This window comes from Streptomyces sp., assembly GCF_035645055.1.
Classification (GTDB): Bacteria; Actinomycetota; Actinomycetes; order Streptomycetales; family Streptomycetaceae; genus Streptomyces.
Genome location: NZ_DASQNH010000046.1, coordinates 22221 through 39432 on the forward strand (window position 1 = coordinate 22221; position 17212 = coordinate 39432).

Here is a 17212-nt window from a genome sequence, read left to right on the forward strand (position 1 = left end):
ATCACTCCCGCACAGGTGACGCATCACCGAGGGGGGCGGGGGGGAATGGTGGCGCTTTCAAGTACGTTCCCCCTTTGCGAAGCACCCGTCCCCGAGCCGTTGAGGAGCGCGAAGACATGCCGGGCACTGTGACGATGTACAGCACCACGTGGTGCGGCTACTGCCGCCGGCTGAAGAGCCAGCTGGACCGCGAGGGCATCACGTACGAGGAGATCAACATCGAGCAGGACCCGGAGTCCGCCGCGTTCGTGGAGAAGGCGAACGGCGGGAACCAGACCGTGCCGACCGTGCTGTTCCCGGACGGGAGCACGCTGACGAACCCGTCGCTGGCCCAGGTCAAGCAGAAGATCGGCGTCTGACGGCGGCTTGCCGCGACATGAGTGAAGGCGGCCCCCGGGATCTTCCGGGGGCCGCCTTCACGCGTCAGATCATGCTGCGCGTCGGCATCGGCTTGCCGTACCACAGCTCGATCAGGCGGGCCGCGATCGAGATGCCGTAGGGCGGCAGGACCTCGCCGGAGTCGAAGGCGGCGCTGAGCTCGTCGCGGGAGAACCAGCGGGCCTCGTGGATCTCGTCACCGTCGACGTCGATGTCCGTGGAAGTGGCGCGGGCCATGAAGCCGAGCATCAGGCTGGACGGGAAGGGCCAGGGCTGGCTGGCGACGTACTCGACCTGGCCGACGCTCACGCCCACCTCCTCGAGGACCTCGCGGCGCACCGCATGCTCGATGGACTCACCCGGCTCGACGAAGCCGGCGAGCGTGGAGAAGCGGCCCTCGGGCCAGTGGACCTGGCGGCCGAGGAGGATGCGGTCGTCCTCGTCGGTGACGGCCATGATCACCGCCGGGTCGGTGCGCGGGTAGTGTTCGGCGCCACAGGCGGGGCAGCGGCGGATGTGGCCGGCGGCGGCGATCACGGTGCGCTCGCCGCAGCGGGAGCAGAAGCGGTGGGTGCGCTGCCAGTTCTCCAGGCCGACGGCGTGCACCATCAGTCCGGCGTCGCGCGGGGACAGCAGCAGTCCGGCCTCCCGCAGTCCGGCCGGCCGCGCGGACTGGTCGATCCGGCCGGGCAGGGCGTCCTTCTGGAGCGCGAAGTAGCTGACGCCGTCCTCGTCGATGCCCAGGAAGTACCGGTGGGCCTCGGTGAGCGGGGCCTCGAAGGACGGGGTCATGACCAGTTCGGTGCGCCCGTCCGGTGTCTCGTCGATGAGGACCTGGCCGCCGGAGACCACGAAACAGCGAGTGGTCGGGTGACTCCACGCCGCCGCGAGCCAGGCCTCGTCGAGCCGGTGGTGGGCGGCCCGGTCGATGCCGCTCGGCGCGGTGAGCGAGATGGGACGGTCGGCGGTGTGGTCGGTCCAGGTGGTCACGGGTGCTTCCAACTCCCCCGGTGCAACGGTTTGGTTCGGCGGGCGGTTCGGCGGGGCGTAGATCCGGGATGCGACCGGGTCCGGCAGGGCTCGGTGGTGCGGGGCGGCCCTTCCAGTGTGCCCCGCGCGGAGCGGGGCTCCGGACGGCTGGGCAGACTCAGCGGGCATGGCGCCAGTTCGCCGCGAGATCGCCCCACAGGTACGCGCCGGCCTCGGCGCCCTTGAGGAGCAGGTCCAGTTCGACCTTCTCGTTCGGGGCGTGCCAGCCGTCGGACGGGACGGAGATCCCGAGGAAGAGGACGGGTGCGCCGAGGACGTCCTGGAGGTCGGCGGCCGGCCCGGAGCCGCCCTCGCGGGTGAAGCGGACCGTCGTGCCGAACGCGCGGCCCATGGCGCGGGCGACCGACCGCAGGGCCGGGTGGTCCAGCGGGGTCAGACACGGGCGCGTGCCCGCGGAGAAGGCGATCTCGTGCCGGATCCCGGCGGGCAGCCGGTCGGCGGTCCACGCCCGGACGATCCGCTCGATGTGGTCGAGGTCCTGGCCCGCGACCAGCCGGAAGGACAGCTTCACCATGGCGCTCGCCGGGATGATCGTCTTGCTGCCGGCGCCCTGGTAGCCGCCGCCGATGCCGTTGACCTCGGCGGTGGGGCGGGCCCAGACGCGCTCCAGGGTGGTGTATCCGGCCTCGCCCTGCGCGGCGTGCGACTTCGCGGTGCGCAGCCACCGCTCCTCGTCGAAGGGCAGCTCGGCGAAGAGCTGCCGCTCCCGGTCGGTCAGCTCCACCACACCGTCGTAGAAGCCGGGGATCGCCACCCGCCCCTGCTCGTCGTGGAGGGCGGCGACCAGGCGGGCGACGGCGGCGGCCGGGTTGGGCACGGCGCCGCCGAAGGAGCCGGAGTGGATGTCCTGGTCGGGGCCGTGGAGCCGGATCTCGCACTCGGCGAGGCCACGCATGCCGGTGCACACCGTGGGGGTGTCCTCGGACCACATGCCGGTGTCGGACACGATCACCGCGTCGGCGGCGAGCCGGTCGGCGTGCTCCTCGACGAGGGCGCGGAAATGCGGGGACCCGGACTCCTCCTCGCCCTCGATCAGCAGCTTCAGATGGACGGCCGGGACGCTGCGGCCGGTGGCGGCGAGGTGTGCGCGCACACCGAGGGTGTGGAAGAAGACCTGGCCCTTGTCGTCGGCGGCCCCGCGCGCGTAGAGCCGGTTGTCGACGACGACGGGCTCGAAGGGCTCGTTGTCCCAGCCGTCCTCGCGGGCGGCGGGCTGCACGTCGTGGTGGCCGTAGACGAGGACGGTCGGGGCCGCGGGGTCGTCGGAGGGCCACTCGGCGTAGACGGCGGGGGCGCCCGGTGTCTGCCAGACCTCGGCGGTCGGGAAACCGGTCTCCTTGAGTTTGCCGGCGAGCCAGTCGGCGCTGCGCCGCACGTCGGACGCGTGGTGCGGCTGGGCGGACACCGACGGTATGCGCAGCCACTCGGCGAGGTCGTCGAGGAAGGCGGTGCGATGCCGGTCGATGTACGTGCGGACGGCGCTGTCCGGGGTCTCGCTCATGGTCACGAGCCTATCGGCCCGCGCCGACAGCCCGATCGTGCGGTTCGTCACCGGGCGGCTCTCCCGGCGCACCGTCCGGCACGTCCCGCGGCGCCTCCTCCCGCAGCAGCCGCTCCAGCGCCGCCCGGCCCGGAAGGCGGTCGGGCCGCACGACCTCGCCGCTGCGTACGTAGACGAAGGCCGACGTGACCGACTCCAGGGGTACGCCCTGCTGCTCGGCCCAGGCGAGCCGGTACAGGGCGAGCTGGAGGGGGTCGCCGCTGTGGTCGCGGCCGGTCTTCCAGTCGACGATCTCGTACGTCGCGTCCTCGCCGTCGCCGTCCCGGTACACGGCGTCGATACGGCCCCGCACGACGCGGCCCGCGATGGTGATCTGGAACGGGGCCTCCACGCGGTGGGGTGTGCGGTGCGCGTACTCGGTGCGCTCGAAGGCGTCCTTCAGCGCTTCGAGGTCCCGTTCGTCGGCGATCTCGGCCTCGGTGCCGGGCAGCTCGTCCGGCTCCAGCAGGGGCAGGGTCAGCGCTTCGAAGCGGGACTCCACCCAGGCGTGGAAGCGGGTGCCGCGGCGGGCGGCGGGCTGCGGCGGGCGGGGCATGGGGCGGGCCAGCTCCTGCGCGAAGCCGTCCGGGTCGGCGGCCAGCCGCAGCAGCTGGGTGGCCGTCAGAGAGGCAGGCAGGGCGACCTCCGTGACGCTCCGCCGCGCGCGCAGCAGCTCGCCGGTGAGGGCGTCGAGGTCGCGGTCCCAGGAGGCGACCATCCGGGCCTCCTCGGGGGTGAGGCGGGGCTCCCCGGTCCTTCCGGGATCGGCCGGCGCGGCCTGGCGGGGCACGGTCGGGCGGGTGGGAGCCCAGGCGTCCCAGTCGGCCGCGGTCTCGTCGGCGGGGGCGTCTTCGCCGGCGCGGGTGTCCTCGTCGGCGGCGGCGTCTTCATCGACGGGGGCGTACTCCTCGGCGTACGGCTCGTCCCCGTACGGGATCTCCTCGTACGGGACCTCCTCGTACGGGACCTCCTCGTACGGGATCTCCTCCCCCGGGAAGTCGTCCTCGTCCGGGGGCGAGGGCCACTCCGGGTCGTCGTGGGCGTCGGGGTCGTGCGTGGCCGTCGGGCGGCCGGGCTCGGCGGCGAGGGCGTCGAGGTGGGCGAGGACCGTCTCGGCGGCCGCCCGGCGACGGGCCAGGGCGGTGTCGTCCAGGGGCAGCGGCCAGGCCTGGTCGGCGGTGGCCTGGCGCAGGGCCGGGTTCTCCTCTTCCTCGGCGGGTTCGTCCGCCCAGACCTCGATCTCGCCGTGTCCCGCGGCGCAGTGGTCGTGGAGGGCCATGAGGAAGCCGGAGGGGCCGCGCGGCTTCTTCTGGGTGGGGCCCCACCAGTGACCGGAGCCCAGGAGCAGGGAGCGTGGGCGGGTGAAGGTGACGTAGCCGAGGCGCAGCTCCTCGGTGTGCTGGTGGTCCTTCATGGCCTCGTGGAAGGCCTTCACGCCGCGCGAGTCCCACGCCTCGATGTCGGGCAGGGTGTCGGCGTCGCCGCGCAGTTCGTGCGGCAGCACCTTGGCCTGGGCGGTCCACTTCTCGCGGCCCTGGGCGCTGGGGAAGGTGCCGGTGACCAGCCCGGGGACGGCGACGACGTCCCACTCCAGGCCCTTGGACTTGTGCGCGGTGAGCACCTTGACGGTGTTCTCGCCGCCGGGCAGCGCGTTGTCGAGGCCCTTCTCGTACTGCGCGGCGGTGCGCAGGAAGCCGAGGAAGGCCAGCAGGGACGCCTCGCTCTCGTGGGCGGCGAAGGACGCGGCGACGTCCAGGAAGTTCGACAGGGTCTCGCGGCGGCGGGCGGCCAGCGCGTGCGGGGACGCCGACAGTTCCACCTCCAGGCCGGTGACCGCGAGGACGCGGTGCAGCACGTCCATGAGCGGGTCGGCGAGCGAGCGCCGCAGGTCGCGCAGTTCGGCGGCGAGGCGGGCGAAGCGCACGCGCGCGTCCGGGGAGAAGGGCAGTCCGTCGTCGTCCCCGCCGCCCTCCAGGGGGGTCTCCAGGAAGGTGTCGAGGGCGTCCGCGAGCGATATCACCTCGGCCGGGTCGACACCCGCCACGGCCTCGGCGAGCCGCCGGTCGGGGTCGTCGTCGGCGTCCACGCGCGCGTGGGCCACCAGGAGCCGGGCACGCCGCCCGAGCAGGGCGAGGTCGCGCGGTCCGATGCGCCAGCGGGGGCCGGTCAGCAGGCGGACGAGGGCGGCGTTGGCGCCCGGGTCCTGGAGGACCTCGCAGACGGCGACCAGGTCGGCGACCTCGGGCAGGTGCAGCAGCCCGGAGAGGCCCACCACCTCGACGGGGACGTCCCGGGCGACGAGCGCGCCCTGGATCTCGGCGAAGTCGGTCGCCGTACGGCACAGGACGGCGATCTCGCCCGGTGCCTTTCCGGTGTTCACCAGGTGGGCGATGGAGTCGGCGATCCAGTCGATCTCCTCCGCGTGGGTGCGCAGCAGGGCGCAGCGGACCACACCGTCGCGCTCGGCGCCGGGGGCCGGGCGCAGCGCCTCCACGCCCGCGTGCATGGCGCGCAGGGGCTCGGCGAGGCCGTTGGCGAGGTCGAGGAGACGGCCGCCGCTGCGGCGGTTCTCGCTGAGCGCCTGGCGGGTGGCGGGGCGGCCGTCGGCGTGCGCGAAGTGCTCGGGGAAGTCGTCGAGGTTGGCGACGGAGGCGCCGCGCCAGCCGTAGATCGCCTGGCAGGGGTCGCCGACGGCGGTCACCGGGTGGCCGGTGCCGCCGCCGAAGAGGCCGGCGAGGAGGACGCGCTGGGCGACCGAGGTGTCCTGGTACTCGTCGAGGAGCACCACGCGGAACTCGTCGCGCAGGATGCGGCCGACCTCGGGCAGCTCGGCGAGGCGGGCGGCGAGGGCGATCTGGTCGCCGAAGTCGAGCAGGTCCCGCTCCCGCTTGGCGGCCCGGTAGCGCAGTACCAGCTCGGCGAGTTCCCGCCGCGCGGCGGCCGTCTCGGGGACCTTGCGCAGGTCGGCGTTGGTGAGCTTGACGTCCTGGAGGGTGCGCAGCAGCCCGGCGTCCCACGCGCGCAGGTCCTCGGGGCGTACGAGATGTTCGGCCAGCTCCGAGTCGAGTGTGAGGAGGTCGCTGACCAGGTCCGCGAAGGAGCGGGTCAGCGCCGGAAAGGGGCCCGGGGCCTCGCGCAGCACCCGCGCGGCCAGCTGGTAGCGGGTGGCGTCGGCGAGCAGGCGGCTGGACGGCTCCAGGCCGATGCGCAGGCCGTGGTCGGTCAGCAGGCGGCCCGCGAAGGCGTGGTACGTGGAGATCACCGGTTCGCCCGGCGGGTTGTCCGGGTCGATGACGTCGGGGTCGGTGACGCCCGCCTTGACCAGTGCCTTGCGGACGCGTTCGGCGAGTTCGCCGGCGGCCTTGTTGGTGAAGGTGAGGCCGAGCACCTGCTCGGGTGCGACCTGGCCGGTGCCGACCAGCCACACCACGCGGGCCGCCATCACCGTGGTCTTGCCGGAGCCCGCTCCGGCCACGATCACCTGCGGGGCGGGCGGCGCGGTGATGCAGGCCGTCTGCTCCGGGGTGAAGGGGATGCCGAGGAGCTCCTTGAGCTGCTCGGGATCGGTGATACGTGCGGGCACCTCAGAGAGGCTAGCGGCGGGCACTGACAGTCGGTGCCGAATCGTCCTCCGGGACGAGGGAAGCGCAGGTCAGCTCGGGTGGTGCGGCTCGTCACACGGGAGGTCACTCGATGACGTGGCGGCCTTCCGGCCGGGCGCTGCACGACGCCCGGAACGCGCAGTGCGCACAGTGCTGGCCGGTGGTGGGGGAGAACCGCTCGTCGAGCACCTTGCCGGCGGCCGTGGCCAGCAGCTCGCCGACCCACTCCCCCGCCGCCCCCTCCAGGGCTTCCTGCGCCTGCACCTTGGGCAGGGTCTCCCCGCCGTCCCGCTTGGCAGCACCCTGCCGCAGCTGGACGAGTTCGGCGCCGCCCGGCTCGGGCCGTACCCCGTCGAAGACGTCGTCGACGGCGCCCTCGCGGACGGCGAGCTGGTAGACGGCGAGCTGGGGATGACGGGCCACCTCGGCGGCGCTGGGCGCCTGCTTGCCGGTCTTGAAGTCGACGACGTACGCCCGTCCCTCGCCGTCCGCCTCGACGCGGTCCATCTGGCCACGGATGCGCACCGCGTAGTCGCCGGCTTCCAGGGTGACGTCGAAGTCGTGCTCGCTGGCCACCGGGGTGCGTCCGGTGCGGTCCATGACGTGCCACTTCAGGAAGCGTTCGAGCGCCACGCGCGCGTGCTCCTTCTCCTGCGCCGACTTCCACGGCGCGTCGAAGGCGAGCGCGTCCCACACCGAGTCCAGGCGTTCCATGAGGACGTCGAGGTCGGCCGGGGTGCGCCCGGAGGCGACCTCGTCGGCGAGGACGTGCACCACGTTGCCGAAGCCCTGGGCGGCGGTGGCGGGCGCGTCGGCCTTCACCTCGCGGCCCAGGAACCACTGCAGGGCGCACGTGTTGGCGAGCTGGTCGAGGGCGCTGCCGGACAGCACGACGGGCTGGTCGCGGTGGCGCAGCGGCACCTTGCTCTCGGTCGGCTCGAACATGCCCCACCAGCGGTAGGGGTGGGCGGAGGGCACCAGGGGCCGGCCGTCCTCGTCGGCGAGCGCGGCGAGCCGGGCCAGCCGGCGGGCGGCGGCCTCCCGCAGCGGCTCCGAGACGCGCGGGTCGACGGTCGTGGCGCGCAGTTCGGCGACCAGCGCGGCGACGGACAGCGGCCGGCGGGGGCGGCCGGTGACGTCCTTCGGTTCGACGCCGAGTTCGGTCAGGAAGCGGGAGGGCTGGTCGCCGTCGTCCGCGGGTGCCTTCACCGCGGTGACGACGAGCCGTTCCCGCGCGCGCGTGGCGGCGACGTAGAACAGACGGCGCTCCTCGGCCAGCAGCGCGCCCGGGGTGAGCGGTTCGGCGAGTCCGTCGCGGCCGATGCGGTCGGCCTCCAGCAGGGAGCCGCGGCGGCGCAGGTCCGGCCACAGGCCCTCCTGGACGCCCGCGACGACGACGAGCCGCCACTCCAGGCCCTTGGCGCGGTGCGCCGTCATCAGGCGCACGGCGTCGGGGCGCAGGGCGCGGCGGGTGAGGGTGTCGGCGGCGATGTCCTCGGCCTCGATCTGCGCCAGGAAGTTCAGGGCACCCCGGCCGCCGGTGCGCTCCTCCGCGCGGGCGGCGGTCGCGAACAGCGCGCAGACGGCGTCCAGGTCGCGGTCGGCGTTGCGGCCCGCGGCGCCTCCGCGCCGGGCGGCCCGCTCCAGGCGCCCGGGCCAGGGCGTGCCCGACCAGAGGTCCCACAGCGCCTCCTCGGCCGTACCGCCGCGCGCCAGGCGATCGCGCGCCGTGCGCAGCAACGCGCCGAGGCGCTGGGCACCGCGCGCGTACGCCGGGTCGTGCGCGACCAGGCGCTCCGGTTCGGCGAGCGCCCGCGCGAGCAGTTCGTCCGACGGCGGGGGTACGGGGTTGCCCGCCACGCGCTCCTCCTCGCGCAGGGCGCGTCCGAGGCGGCGCAGATCGGCGGCGTCCATGCCGGCGAGGGGGGAGGCGAGGAGGGTGAGGGCGGTCTCGGTGTCGAGCCAGCAAGGGGGCTGGGCCTCGGGGACGACGTTCTCCGGGGTGGCGTCCTCTGTGGCGGCGTGCTCTAGGGCGGTTTCCTCAGGGGCGGCGTTCTCCGGGGTGGTTCCCTCCAGGCGGGCCTCTTGCGGTGCGGCGTCCCCCGGGGCGGTCTCCTCCGGGGCACTCCTCTCCACCGCGGACTCCACCGCGGACTCCTCCGAGGCGCTCTCCTCCGGGGCACTCCTCTCCACCGCGGACTCCTCCGAGGCGCTCTCCTCCGGGGTGGCTTGCTCCCGCACGGTCACCTCGGGCGCGGCTTGCTCCGGCGCAGCCTCCTCAGGGGCGGAGGCCTCCGGCGCGGTCTCCTCCGGGCCCGCGTCCCCCGAGGCGGCCCCCTGGGCATCCACTGCCCCCGCGGAAGCGTCACCCGGGAGGCCCGCCTCCGCCATGGCCACCGCCCGCAGTGCGGTCAGCAGTGGCGCCACCGCAGGCTCGTGCCGCAGGGGAAGGTCGTCGCCGTCGATGTCGAGCGGGACGCCCGCGGCGGTGAGGGCGCGGCGGACCGCCGGGATGGTGCGGGAACCGGCGCGCACCAGGACGGCCATGTCGCTCCAGGGGACGCCGTCCTCCAGATGGGCCCGGCGCAGGATGTCGGCGATGTTGTCCAGCTCGGTGCCGGGCGTCGGGTAGGTGTACACCTCCACGCGCCCGCCGTCCCGTGCCGGGGTCAGCTCCCGGTGGGCGCGCACCTTCTCGGCCGGGAGCCGGGTCAGGGGCATGCGCTGGGTCAGCAGCCGGGTTGCGGCCAGCAGACCGGCGCCGGAGCGGCGGGAGGTGCGCAGGACCTCGACGGGCGCGGGGCGGCCGTCCGCGCGGGGGAAGGCGTGCGGGAAGTCGAGGATGCCGTTCACGTCGGCGCCGCGGAAGGCATAGATCGACTGGTCGGGGTCACCGAAGGCCACAAGGGTGCGACCGCCGCCCGCGAGGGCGCGCAGCAGCCGGACCTGCGCGGGGTCGGTGTCCTGGTACTCGTCGACGTACACCGCGTCGTACTGCCCGGCGAGCCGCGCGGCGATCTCGGGGCGGCGGGTGAGCAGCACCGCGCGGTGGACGAGTTCGGCGTAGTCGATGACCCCTTGCAGGTCGAGGACGTCGAGGTATTCGGCGAGGAAGGATGCCGCGGCTTGCCAATCGGGGCGTCCGATGCGCCGGGCGAAGGCGTCCAGGGCGTCCGGGCCGAGGCCCAGCTCACGGGTGCGGGCGAGGACCGCGCGGACCTCGTCGGCGAAGCCGCGGGTGGTGAGGCAGGCACGCAGCTCGTCCGGCCAGCGCACATGGGCGAGGCCGCTCCGCTCCAGGTCGGGCTGCCCGGCGAGCAGCTCGCGGACGGTGACGTCCTGCTCGGGGCCGGAGAGCAGGCGCAGCGGCTCGACGAACAGGTCACTGTCCTGGTGGGCGCGGACCAAGGCGTAGCCGAAGGAGTGGAACGTGGTCGCGCGGGGCGCGCGGGCGGCGCCCATGCGCAGGGCCATGCGGTCGCGCAGCTCGACGGCCGCCTTGCGGCTGAAGGTCAGCACCAGGATGCGCTCGGGGTCCGCGCCGCGGGCGATCCGCGCGGCCACGGACTCCACCAGCGTGGTGGTCTTGCCGGTGCCCGGACCGGCGAGAACGAGCAGGGGGCCGGACCGGTGGTCAACCACGGCGCGCTGTGCGGCGTCCAGAAGAGGGGGATCCGGTCGGGCCGGAAGGGTACGGACGAGCCGGTAAGCGCCACGGTTCCCCTGTCGCACCGCGTGGTGCGACAGGCGCCTGGTGGAGGAAGAGGAGCTCACGTGGTTCGCCGGTCCTGGTGGGTGTGCGGATGGGCCGATCGCCGTGCGGGGACGGCGGTGGCCGCGGGGTGAGGGGGACGCGTGGAGCCGACGCTACGCCGACGAACGGGGCGGAAGCATGGCTTCCGGTTGGTCCCTCATGGCTCACCGGACCCGTGCGTCCCTTGCACCTCGAACGTACGTCATGCCACGGACGTGCCCTGTTTCCCCCGTACGGATCAGGTGTCACCCACGGCCGTGACCGATGGCGGAAGCTGTCAGGTGTGACCCTTCGCACGTTGGCCGCCGTCCCACCGCGCCCGTCGCATGTCCAGCCGCGGCAGGTGGCCTTCGGCGGCCCGGCTCGCCTCCTTCAGGGGTGTGCCCTCCGTGCGGTAGTGCGCCAGGGCCCTCAGTTCGTGGCCGGGGAGCAGGGCGCCGTCCGCGCGGACGACCCGCCACCAGGGGACGGCTCCGCCGTAGAGCGCCATCACGCGGCCGACCTGACGCGGTCCGCCCTCCTCCAGCCACTCGGCAACGTCGCCATACGTCATAACGCGCCCGGGCGGGATCATTTCCGTGACGTCGAGGACCCGCTCGGCGTACTCCGGCAGGGCGTCGGCGTACTCCGCGCGGGCGTCCCCGGGAAGGTCTTCCTCGCTCATTCGTCCCATCCTGCCGCATGCCGCCGACAATGTGACGCGGTCGCAACCGTGCGTGACCCTCGCCCCGGAGCGGTGCTTCGGGCAGACTGTGCGCCCCCGCGTTTGCACCCTGATGCCCCTGTGTGTCGGTGGAGCATGCCACCATCGTGCGGGCGGTGACTGGTGATACGAGATCAAGAAGAGACGATGAAGCAGCAGGGTGTGCCCCCGGAGGAAGCGGACAGCACCTCTGATGCGTCGTCGCGCCCGGACACCGCCGACGCGGACGGCATGGGCGCGGGCGGGCGGGACCCCGGCGGGCCCGGCCCGGACACCCTCACCGACGAGGTCGAGGGCGACGAACCGCTCCTCCCCGCGCGCGTGCACCGCCCGTCGGACCTGATGCGGCTCCTGGTGGGCGTGCTCGGCGTCGCCGTACTGCTGGCGATCGCCGCGTTCGCGCACGGCACCACCTCGGGCCTCGAACAGGACATCACCAAGGGCACCGGCCAGGCCCCCGACCTGCTCATCAAGATCGCGGGACTGGCCTCCAGCATCGCGATCCTGCTGGTGCCGGTCGCCTTCGCGATCGAGCGGCTGATCAAGCGCGACGGGCTGCGGATCGCCGATGGCGTGCTCGCGGCCGTCCTCGCCCACGGTGTGACACTCGCCACCGATCTCTGGGTCGCCAAGGCCGCTCCGGACTCCATCCAGGAGGCGCTGACCCAGCCCTCCCCCGGCGACATCAACGCCCTCACCGACCCGGTGCACGGCTATCTCGCGCCGGTCATCGCGTACATGACGGCCGTCGGCATGTCCCGCAGACCGCGCTGGCGCGCGGTGCTGTGGATCGTGCTGCTCCTCGACGCGTTCTCGATGCTGGTCACCGGCTACACCACACCGTTCTCGATCATTCTGACGGTGCTGATCGGCTGGACCGTCGCCTACGGCACGCTCTATGCGGTCGGCTCGCCCAACGTCCGGCCCACGGGGCGGACGCTGATGGCGGGTCTGCGGACCGTCGGATTCCGCCCGGTGAGCGCGGCCCGCCAGGACACCGCGGACGCGGCCGACGGCGGCGACCGCGGCCGGCGCTACTTCGTCACCCTGGAGGACGGCCCGCCGCTGGACGTCACGGTCGTCGACCGCGAACAGCAGGCACAGGGCTTCTTCTACCGGGTGTGGCGCAATCTGACCCTGCGCGGCTTCGCCACCCGGCGCAGCCTCCAGTCCCTGCGCCAGGCCCTGGAGCAGGAGGCGCTGCTCGCCTACGCCGCCATCGCGGCCGGCGCCCACGCGCCGAAGCTCATCGCCACCTCCGAACTCGGCCCGGACGCGGTGATACTCGTCTACGAGCACACCGGCGGGCGCACCCTGGACTCGCTGCCCGAGGAGGAGATCACCGACGAGCTGCTGCGCCATACCTGGCACCAGGTGCGCGCGCTGCAGTCGCGGCGGATCGCGCACCGCAGGCTGGCCGGCGACGCGATTCTGGTGGATCGTTCCGGCACGGTGATCCTCACCGATCTGCGCGGCGGCGAGATCGCGGCCGGCGACCTGCTGCTGCGCATGGACGTCGCCCAGCTGATGACCACGCTCGCCCTGCGGGTGGGCGCCGAGCGCGCGGTGGCCTCGGCGGTCGAGGTGCTGGGCCCCGACGCGGTGGCCGACTGTCTGCCGATGCTCCAGCCCATCGCGTTGACCCGCTCCACGCGCGCGACACTGCGCCGGCTGGCCCGGGAGCGCGCCGAGCGCGAGCGCGAGGCGGTCCTCGAGGCGTCCCGGCAGGCCAGGCTGGCCCGTGCGGAGGCGGCCGGGGACGAAGAGCCGGTGGTCGCTCTGGAGAAGCCCGGCAAGAAGGCCGAACGCGCGCAGGCCCGGGCCGAGAAGCGGGCCCTGGACGAGGCGCTGGAGGAAGCGCGCGAGGAGGACCTGCTCACCCAGATCCGGCACGAGGTGCTGCGGATCAGGCCGCAGGCGCCGGTGGAACCCGCCCGCCTGGAGCGGGTCCGGCCGCGCACGCTGATCAGTTTCATCGCCGGCGCCATCGCCGCGTACTTCCTGCTCACCCAGCTCACGCACATCGAGTTCGGCCCGCTCGTGGCCAACGCCGAGTGGGGCTGGGTGGCGGCCGCGGTGTTGTTCTCGGCGCTGAGCTATGTGGCCGCGGCGATGAGCCTGCTGGGGTTCGTGCCGGAGCGGGTGCCGTTCCTGCGGACGATTGCGGCGCAGGTCGCCGGCTCGTTCGTGAAGATCGTGGCGCCGGCCGCGGTCGGCGGCGTGGCGCTGAACACGCGGTTCCTCCAGCGCGCGGGGGTGCGGCCGGGGCTCGCGGTGGCCAGCGTCGGCGCCTCGCAGCTGTTCGGGCTCGGCTGCCACATCCTGATGCTGCTCTCCTTCGGCTATCTGACCGGCACCGAGAAGACGCCCTCGCTGTCGCCGTCCCGGACGGTCATCGCGGGGCTGCTGACGGTGGCGGTGCTGGTGCTCGTGGTGACCTCGGTGCCGTTCCTGCGGAAATTCGTCGTCACGCGCGTGAGGTCACTGTTCGCGGGCGTCGTGCCGCGCATGCTGGACGTGCTCCAGCGCCCCCAGAAGCTGCTCACCGGCATCGGCGGCATGCTGCTGCTCACGGCCTGCTTCGTGATGTGCCTGGACGCGTCGATCCGCGCGTTCGGCGACGAGACCACCTCGATCAGCATCGCCAGCGTGGCCGTCGTGTTCCTCGCGGGGAACGCGCTCGGCTCCGCGGCGCCGACGCCGGGCGGTGTGGGCGCCGTCGAGGCGACCCTGACGGTCGGTCTGATCGCCGTCGGTCTGCCCAGCGAGGTCGCCGCCCCCGCCGTCCTGCTCTTCCGGCTGCTGACGCTGTGGCTGCCGGTGCTGCCGGGCTGGCTCGCCTTCAACCACCTCACCCGCAAGGGCGCGCTGTAGCGCAGGGTGCGCATGCGTAGCGCCTGCCTCCCGCACGCGCGCGTAGCGCCCGATCAGCACACGCGCACGGGTAACGCCGATCACCACACGCGCACGCGTAGCGCCCGACCCCGCCCGCGCAGCGCCCGACCCCCGCACGGGTGCGTAGCACCCGCTCGCCGCACGCATACCTCGTACGGCCCGCGCCCCGCGCGCCCCGCCGGGTGCCACCGCAGGATGGGGTCATGCCGAACCCCTCCCTGCTGCGCGCCGCCGCCGTGACCGTCTCCGCCCTGCTGCTGACCTCCCTGGTGGCGGGATGCTCCGACGGCGACGCCGAGGACGAGGACCTGACCCGGCAGCAGCTCGACTGGAAGGACTGCCCGGCCCCGTCCCGGGCGCAGGGCGGCGGCAGCGCCCCCTCGCCGCTGCCGAACGGCGAGAAGTGGCAGTGCGCCACCATGAAGGTGCCCCGCGACTGGGACGACCCCGCGGGCGACACCATCAAGCTGGCGCTGATCCGGGCCAGGACAAGCGGCGACGAGAACCGCCGCATCGGCTCGCTGATCTTCAACTTCGGCGGCCCCGGCGGCTCGGGCGTCACCACGCTGCCGGCCTTCGGCAACGACTACGCGCACCTGCGCACCCGCTACGACCTCGTGAGCTTCGACCCACGCGGAGTGGGCCGCAGCGCTCCCGTGCTGTGCGAGAACGACCAGCAGCTCGACGCCTACTTCCAGCAGGACGCGACGCCTGACGACGCGGCCGAGCGCACCGAACTGCTGGAGAACGTCCGGGACTTCAACGAGGCCTGCGAGAAGAACTCCAAGAAGATGCTGCCGCATGTGCTCACCACCGACGCGGCCCGCGACATGGACCTGATGCGCCAGGTACTCGGCGACGACAAGCTGCACTACTTCGGCATCTCCTACGGCACCGAACTCGGCGGCGTGTACGCCCACCTGTTCGCGGAGAACGTCGGCCGGGCCGTCTTCGACGCCGTCGTCGACCCGACCCAGACGCCCGAACAGGGCTCCCTCGGACAGGCCCGGGGCTTCCAGCGGGCGCTCGACAACTTCGCCGAGAACTGTGTGTCGCAGGAGGAGGACTGCCCGATCGGGAACAGCGCGCAGGACGTCAAGGACCGGATCGCCCAGCTGCTGAAGGACCTCGACAGCAGACCCATCGACGGCGTCTTCCCGCGCGAGCTGACCCAGACCGCCGCGACCAGCGGCATCGCGCAGGCGCTGTACTCGCAGGAGTTCTGGGACTACCTGACCGAGGGCCTCGACCAGGCGTACGACGGGAACGGGCAGATCCTCATGCTGCTGTCCGACACGATGAACGGACGCAGAACCAACGGCGAGTACAGCAACCTCGCCGCGGCGAACGTCGCCATCAGCTGCGCCGATGACAAGCCGCGGTACGACGCCGCCTACGTGGAGCGCAGGCTGCCCGAGTTCCGGAAGGCCTCGCCGCTGTTCGGGGACTATCTCGGCTGGGGCATGGTCGGTTGCGTCGACTGGCCGGTGCCGGGCGCCGCCGACCATCCCGACGTGAGCGCGCCGGGTGCGCCGCCGATCCTCGTCGTGGGCAACACCGGCGACCCGGCCACGCCCTACGAGGGCGCCCGGAAGATGGTGCGGGCGCTGGGCAGGGGCGTCGGTGTGGAGCTGACGTACCAGGGGCAGGGGCACGGCGCGTACGACAGCAAGAACAAGTGCGTGCAGGACGCCGTGAACGGCTATCTGCTGGACGGAAAGGTGCCGGCAGCCGGCACCGTCTGCCGCTGACGTCCCAGAAGCGCGAAGAATCACCAGGTCAGAGGGTTATCCACAGGCTCGGGCAGGCTCGGCGGCCACCGCCTACCATGGCCTGACAGCCATCCGTGGTCGAGACGCGGAGGCCTGCGAGGGGGGACGTGTCCATGGTTCGTTTCGTACGGTGGGCGGCGCTCGGTGCCGCCGCCGCGATGCTGGCGTCGGGCTGCGACTCGCCCTCCTCGAACTCCCCGGCAGCCGCGGGAAAGCTCGACTGGGGCCGGTGCGAGGCGACGGCGGATTCCCCCGCCCCCGGTGACGAGTGGCAGTGCGCGACGCTCAAGGTGCCGCTGGACTGGACGAAGCCGAAGGGCAAGACGATAGGAGTCGCGCTGATCCGCGCCAAGGCGACCGGCGACGACCGCATCGGCTCGCTCCTGTTCAACTTCGGCGGCCCCGGTGGCTCGGGCGTGTCCATGATGCCGTCGTACGCCTCCACCGTCTCCTCACTGCGTGAGCGGTACGACCTGGTGAGCTTCGACCCGCGCGGCGTCGCCGCCAGCGAAGGCGTGCGGTGCCGCGACGACAAGGAGATCCAGGCCGCCGAGGCGAAGGTGGACGCCACTCCGGACACCCCGGCCGAGGAGAGGGCGTTCCTCGAGGACGCCGCGGACTTCGGCAAGGGCTGCCGGGAGACCGCCGGGAAACTGATGGCACATGTCTCCACCACCGACACCGCCCGCGACATGGACCAGATGCGCCAGGCGCTCGGCGACGAGAAGCTGCACTACTTCGGCATCTCCTACGGCACCGAACTCGGCGGCGTCTACGCCCACCTGTTCCCGGAGAACGTCGGCCGCATGGTCCTGGACGCGGTCGTCGACCCGAGCGCGGACGCGGTGGGGCACGCAAAGAACCAGACGCTGGGCTTCCAGCGCGCGCTGAACGACTACCTGGAGTCGACGGACCAGGACCCGGAGGAGGGCACGCGCGAGATCGCCGCCCTGCTGGACCGCATCGACGCCCAGCCGCTGCCCACCTCCACCCCCGGCCGGAAGCTCACCCAGACGCTCGCCCTCACCGGCATCGTGCTGCCGCTGTACAGCAAGGACGGCTGGCCCAGCCTGACCAGCGCCCTGGAGGCGGCCGAGCAGGGCGACGGCTCGGAGCTGCTGGCCCTCGCCGACGGCTACAACGAGCGTGACGCGTCGGGGCGCTACGGCACCACGACCCACTCCCAGCGGGTCATATCGTGCCTGGACGACCGGCAGCGGCCGACGCCCGCGCAGACGAAGGCGCTGCTTCCCGAGTTCGAGAAGATCTCGCCCGTCTTCGGGGCCTTCCTGGGCTGGGACACGGCCGGCTGGTGCCACGACTGGCCGGTGCCCGGACAGCACGACACCCCGGAGGTGAGCGCTCCCGGCGCCGCGCCGATCCTCACGGTGGGCAACACCGGCGACCCGGCGACCCCTGTCGAGGGCGCCCGCAGGATGGCGGACGAACTCGGCAAGGATGTCGGCGTGGTCCTCACCTGGAACGGCGAGGGCCACGGCGCCTACGGCAGCGGCAGCG

At 73.3% G+C, this 17212-nt stretch carries 9 protein-coding genes; 4 read left to right on the forward strand and 5 right to left on the reverse strand.

Annotation, left to right across the window (positions count from 1 at the left end; genetic code table 11):
• Window positions 1-116 precede the first annotated feature (116 nt).
• Window positions 117-359, forward strand: a complete 243-nt coding sequence (locus tag VE614_RS15550; protein WP_043503946.1) for a mycoredoxin — start codon at window positions 117-119, stop codon at window positions 357-359.
• 64 nt (window positions 360-423) lie between these two features.
• Here VE614_RS15550 and nudC read toward each other — a convergent pair whose 3' ends face one another.
• From nudC to VE614_RS15575, 5 genes are all read right to left on the reverse strand, one after another.
• Window positions 424-1368, reverse strand: coding sequence for an NAD(+) diphosphatase (gene nudC, locus VE614_RS15555; RefSeq protein WP_324936812.1), 945 nt, complete (start codon window positions 1366-1368; stop codon window positions 424-426).
• Window positions 1369-1525: 157 nt separating this feature from the next.
• Window positions 1526-2929, reverse strand: coding sequence for a dipeptidase (locus tag VE614_RS15560; protein ID WP_324936813.1), 1404 nt, complete (start codon window positions 2927-2929; stop codon window positions 1526-1528).
• A 10-nt stretch (window positions 2930-2939) separates the two neighbouring features.
• Window positions 2940-6551, reverse strand: a complete 3612-nt coding sequence (locus tag VE614_RS15565) for an ATP-dependent helicase (RefSeq protein WP_324936814.1) — start codon at window positions 6549-6551, stop codon at window positions 2940-2942.
• Between the two features lie 103 nt (window positions 6552-6654).
• Complete coding sequence (locus VE614_RS15570; RefSeq protein WP_324936815.1) at window positions 6655-10344, reverse strand: UvrD-helicase domain-containing protein; 3690 nt, start codon at window positions 10342-10344, stop codon at window positions 6655-6657.
• Window positions 10345-10601: 257 nt separating this feature from the next.
• Window positions 10602-10988, reverse strand: a complete 387-nt coding sequence (locus tag VE614_RS15575; protein WP_324936817.1) for an MGMT family protein — start codon at window positions 10986-10988, stop codon at window positions 10602-10604.
• A gap of 186 nt (window positions 10989-11174) precedes the next feature.
• On the opposite strand from VE614_RS15575, the gene VE614_RS15580 reads away from it, so the two are divergent.
• The 3 genes from VE614_RS15580 to VE614_RS15590 form a co-directional block, all read left to right on the forward strand.
• The gene (locus VE614_RS15580; RefSeq protein WP_324936819.1) at window positions 11175-13901 is read left to right on the forward strand and encodes a lysylphosphatidylglycerol synthase transmembrane domain-containing protein; all 2727 of its coding nucleotides are present in this window, start codon (window positions 11175-11177) and stop codon (window positions 13899-13901) included.
• A 224-nt stretch (window positions 13902-14125) separates the two neighbouring features.
• Complete coding sequence (locus tag VE614_RS15585) at window positions 14126-15673, forward strand: alpha/beta hydrolase (protein ID WP_324936821.1); 1548 nt, start codon at window positions 14126-14128, stop codon at window positions 15671-15673.
• A 134-nt stretch (window positions 15674-15807) separates the two neighbouring features.
• Window positions 15808-17212, forward strand: a 1405-nt coding sequence (locus VE614_RS15590) for an alpha/beta hydrolase (RefSeq protein ID WP_324936823.1), incomplete at its 3' end; no start/stop codon positions are given.

What these genes read in the sequence shown, in the direction of transcription:
- VE614_RS15585 (WP_324936821.1), top strand. Translation starts at nt 14,126, where the DNA reads ATGCCGAACCCCTCCCTGCTGCGCGCCGCCGCCGTGACCGTCTCCGCC.
- VE614_RS15575 (WP_324936817.1), bottom strand. Translation starts at nt 10,988, where the DNA reads ATGAGCGAGGAAGACCTTCCCGGGGACGCCCGCGCGGAGTACGCCGAC.
- VE614_RS15550 (WP_043503946.1), top strand. Translation starts at nt 117, where the DNA reads ATGCCGGGCACTGTGACGATGTACAGCACCACGTGGTGCGGCTACTGC.
- VE614_RS15560 (WP_324936813.1), bottom strand. Translation starts at nt 2,929, where the DNA reads ATGAGCGAGACCCCGGACAGCGCCGTCCGCACGTACATCGACCGGCAT.
- VE614_RS15580 (WP_324936819.1), top strand. Translation starts at nt 11,175, where the DNA reads ATGAAGCAGCAGGGTGTGCCCCCGGAGGAAGCGGACAGCACCTCTGAT.